The organism is Streptomyces sp. P5F9 (assembly GCF_057961495.1).
The window spans coordinates 1-4171 of sequence record NZ_JBXVPZ010000654.1 but is presented as its reverse complement, the minus strand read 5'-3'; the positions used below and the strand labels follow the sequence as shown (position 1 = coordinate 4171).

Here is a 4171-nt window from a genome sequence, read left to right as displayed (position 1 = left end):
ATGTGGAGCGGGGCGGCGGGAGTGTCGACGCGGGGGCGCGGGCGCCTCGGCTGCGCGGGACGTCGTAGCCGAGGCGGTGTTTGATTCGCCCCTGATTGATCCGCTCTGTATCCGTGCGTGCCGGTGCGGTGTACGGACTGTCAGTGGCGTGGGGCAGACTCGGGGGTGTGCGAAAGATTCATGTCATCGGTATCGGCGCGGGCGACCCCGAGCAGCTGACCCTGCAGGCGGTCAGAGTGCTGCGGAGCACGGACGTGTTCTTCATTCTCGACAAGGGCGAGGTGAAGTCGGACCTCACCCGGCTCCGCCGGGACATGCTCGACGCGCACCTGCCGGAGGGGACGTACCGCCTGGTCGAGGCGCGGGACCCGGAGCGGGACCGGAAGGCGGGGGGTGCCGCGTACTCGCCGGCGGTCGGGGACTGGCGCAGTGCCCGCGCGGAGATCTATGAGCGGCTCATCGCCGAGGAGTTGGGCGAGGACGAGAGCGGCGCGTTCCTGGTGTGGGGCGATCCTTCGCTGTACGACAGCACGCTCGGCATCCTGGAGGAGATCCTGGAGCGGGGGTCGGTGGAGTTCGAGTACGACGTCGTGCCCGGCATCAGCAGTGTCTCGGCGCTCGTCGCCCGGCACCGGACGGGGTTGAACCGGGTCGCGCGGCCGGTGCAGATCACCACGGGCCGGCGGCTGTCCGAGGGGTTCCCGGAAGACGTGGACGACGTGGTCGTAATGCTGGACGCGCACCAGGCGTTCCGGCGGTACGCCGACCAGGACATCGACATCTACTGGGGCGCCTACCTGGGCACCCCGGACGAGATCCTCGCCTCCGGGCCGATAGCCGAGGCCGCCCCGCGCATCGAGCGGCTGCGCGCGGAGGCCCGTGAGCGCAAGGGCTGGATCATGGACACGTACCTGCTGCGCCGGCACCCGAAGAACGAGTAGCGGGAAGGGGCGGCGTGGCACCCGAGTGGACCGCCCCGTATGCAGGAGGGGCCCACCGGTGTGAAAGTGACCTCGTGACAGTCGCCGAGGAAACCGCGCTGCCCTCCGCGCAGCAGCCCCCCGTGCTGGACTCCCGCCGCCGCAACGTCGTCTTCGTGACGATCATGCTGGGCATGCTGCTGGCCGCCCTCGACCAGACGATCGTCGGTACGGCCCTGCCGACGATCGTGTCGGACCTGGGCGGTGCCGCGCACATGTCGTGGGTGGTCACCGCCTATCTGCTCGCGGAGACCGTCGCGACCGTACTGGTCGGCAAGTTCGGCGACCTGTTCGGCCGCAAGGTCGTCTTCCAGGTCTCGGCGATCGTGTTCATCACGGGCTCGTTCCTGTGCGGTCTGTCCACCAACATGACGCTGCTGATCGCCTGGCGTGCCGTGCAGGGCATCGGCGCCGGCGGTCTGATGGTGACGGCGATGGCGCTGATCGCCGACGTCATCCCGCTGCGGGAACGCGGCAAGTACCAGGGCGCGATCGGCGCGGTGTTCGGCGTGGCCACGGTCATCGGACCGCTCCTGGGCGGCCTGTTCACCGACCACCTCACCTGGCGCTGGGCGTTCTACGTCAACGTGCCCATCGCGATCGTCGTCGTCATCGCGGCGGCCCGCACGATCCCCGTGGTCAAGTCGGCGGTGCGGCCCGTCATCGACTACCTGGGCATCGCGCTCGTCGCGGTCGGCGCGAGCTCGCTGATCCTGGCGACGAGTTGGGGCGGCAACGAGTACGCGTGGGGTTCGGCGACCATCATCGGCCTGTTCGTGGGCGGTGTGATCGCGCTCGGCCTGTTCTGCTGGGTGGAGACCCGGGCGGCACAACCCATGCTGCCCATGCGGCTGTTCACCAACCCGGTGTTCACGGTCTGCTCGATCCTCAGCTTCATCGTCGGTTTCGCGATGCTCGGCGCGCTGACGTATCTGCCGACCTATCTGCAGTACGTCGACGGCGACTCGGCCACCGTCTCCGGGGTGCGGACGCTGCCCATGGTGATCGGGCTGCTGATCGCGTCCGTCTTCAGCGGCAACGTGGTCAGCAAGACCGGCCAGTACCGCGTCTTCCCGATCATCGGCTCCGCGGTGATGGGCGTCGGGCTGTATCTGATGTCCCTCATGGGCCCGGGTACCGGCGCGTTCCTGGAATCGGTGTACATGTTCGTGCTCGGCACCGGCATCGGGCTGTGCATGCAGGTGCTGACGATCGCCGTGCAGAACACCGTCGAGTACACCGACCTCGGCACCGCGACCTCCGGCGTCACCTTCTTCCGTACGCTGGGCAGTTCGTTCGGTACGGCCGTCTTCGGCACGATCTACGCCAACAGCCTGGGGCCCAACCTCAAGGACGGGATCACCTCGGCCGCGAAGGCCAGTGCGCTGAACCCGGCCGTGATCACCAAGGCTGCGACCAGCCCCGAGGGCTTGCACAAGCTGCCGCACGCAGCCGCGGCGCCCATCATCAACGCGTACGCCGACACCATCCAGACGGTGTTCCGGTGGACGGTCCCAGTGGCGGTGATCGGCTTCGTCGTGGCCCTCTTCCTCAAGCAGGTCGAACTGCGCGACAGTGCGCGCAAGGGCTCCACCGACATGGGCGAGGGCTTCGCGCAACCGCGCGGCGGGGACTCGCAACGGCTCCTCGAAACGGCCGTGGGCAAGGTCATCGGCAGTACCGACCTGGACACCGCCCGGCGGATCATCACGGAGTCCGACACCCGGCTGGACGTCGCCGGTGCCTGGGCCGTGATGCAGGTCGAACTCTTCAGCAGGATGGTCGGCCACGCGAGCCTGGGCCTGATCGCCGCCCGCCGCCACATGCCTCCGGAGGTACTCCTCCCGGTCTTCGACCGCATGGTCGAGGAGGGCTATCTGACCCGCGACGGCTACCTCCTCTCCCACACCGCGGCCGGCGAACGCGAGGCCGAGGTCATCGGCAAGGCGTGGGGCAGCTGGCTGGAGGACCGGGTCCAGCAGGACATCGGCCGCCCCTCGGGCACGGACCTGCGCGCCGCGGTCGACTCCATCGCCAAGCGGCTCCTGGTGGAGGACCTGACCTCCGGACTGCCGCAGCGCGCGGCGGAGTTGGAGTCGAGCTCGGCGCCGTGAAAACCGGGTGCGGGGCGAACGGGACGGTGGCCATACTCGCGGCATGTCCCCGACGCCCGTGCGCTTCCACGACCCGCGCGCCACCCTCGCCGACTTCACGTCGTCGATTCTGGTCCGGTGCCCGCGCTGCGAGCGGATCGCCCACTTCGAACGGCGTCCGTGCACCCCACCGAGCGCCGACTGCGGGACACATCCGCACTCCCGCCTGGTCTGCCGGTCCTGCGGCCTGTGCCGGGACGGCAGCCGTCCGTTCCGTTTCTCGCGGCATCCCCGCGCCGGTTCGTACCCGGCCTTGTGGCTGCGGACCGACACCAGGCATGGGGAGTTGTGGGCGTACAACCTCCAACACCTGGACCTGATCAGGCGGTTCGTCGCCGCCGACCTGCGCGAACGCGCGCCCTGGTACGACACCGGGCACAAGATGACGCTGGTCGCCCGGCTCCCGGCCTGGATGAAGAGCGCCAAGAACCGTGACGAGGTGCTGCGCGCGGTGGACCGTCTCCGGGCCACGGTCATCGCCCCGGGCTGAGCCCCAGCCGCTCCAGCGCCCCGGCCACATCGGGGACCGCGCCCACCCCGTCCGGCAACGGCGGTCGTCGTACGACCACGACGGGGACGCCCGCCTCCCGCGCTGCCGTGAGTTTCGCCGCGGTCGCCGCTCCCCCGCTGTCCTTCGTCACGACCACGTCGATCCGGTGCTCACGCAACACCGCCGCCTCGTCGGCGACGGTGAAGGGCCCGCGCGCCAGCAGCACGTCGGCGTCCGGCGGCATCGGGGACTCGGGCGGCTCCACCGACCGTACGACGAAGTGCAGTTGGGCGAGGTGGGCGAAGGCGGCGAGTCCGAGGCGGCCGGTGGTGAGCAGTACCCGGCGCCCGAGTGCGGGCAGTGCTTCGGCTGCCTCGCTCAAGGAAGCGACCGTGTGCCAGTGGTCCCCGGGACCCGGCCGCCACCCGAGCCTGCGCAGCACGACGACGGGCCGTCCTGTCGCCGCACCGGCCCGCGCCGCGTTCGCGGTGATCGTCTCGGCGAAGGGATGGGTGGCGTCGACGACGGCGTCCACGCGGTGCTCTCGC

4 protein-coding genes are annotated in these 4171 nt (G+C 70.1%); 3 read left to right on the top strand and 1 reads right to left on the bottom strand.

The window, feature by feature from the left end; translation table 11 throughout:
* Positions 1–167: 167 nt before the first annotated feature.
* The 3 genes from cobF (at position 168) to AC31A1_RS47815 (ending at position 3623) form a co-directional block, all read left to right on the top strand.
* The gene (gene cobF, locus AC31A1_RS47825) at positions 168–941 is read left to right on the top strand and encodes a precorrin-6A synthase (deacetylating) (protein ID WP_489659336.1); all 774 of its coding nucleotides are present in this window, start codon (positions 168–170) and stop codon (positions 939–941) included.
* A 74-nt stretch (positions 942–1015) separates the two neighbouring features.
* Positions 1016–3094, top strand: coding sequence for an MDR family MFS transporter (locus AC31A1_RS47820; RefSeq protein WP_489659335.1), 2079 nt, complete (start codon positions 1016–1018; stop codon positions 3092–3094).
* Between the two features lie 43 nt (positions 3095–3137).
* The gene (locus AC31A1_RS47815; RefSeq protein WP_489659334.1) at positions 3138–3623 is read left to right on the top strand and encodes a hypothetical protein; all 486 of its coding nucleotides are present in this window, start codon (positions 3138–3140) and stop codon (positions 3621–3623) included.
* On the opposite strand, the gene AC31A1_RS47810 is transcribed toward AC31A1_RS47815, so the two are convergent.
* The coding region (locus AC31A1_RS47810; protein ID WP_489659333.1) for a cobalt-precorrin-6A reductase at positions 3607–4171 on the bottom strand (565 nt) is incomplete at its 5' end. The two genes, AC31A1_RS47815 and AC31A1_RS47810, sit on opposite strands and share 17 nt — an antisense overlap.

What these genes read in the sequence shown, in the direction of transcription:
- AC31A1_RS47815 (WP_489659334.1), top strand. Translation starts at nt 3,138, where the DNA reads ATGTCCCCGACGCCCGTGCGCTTCCACGACCCGCGCGCCACCCTCGCC.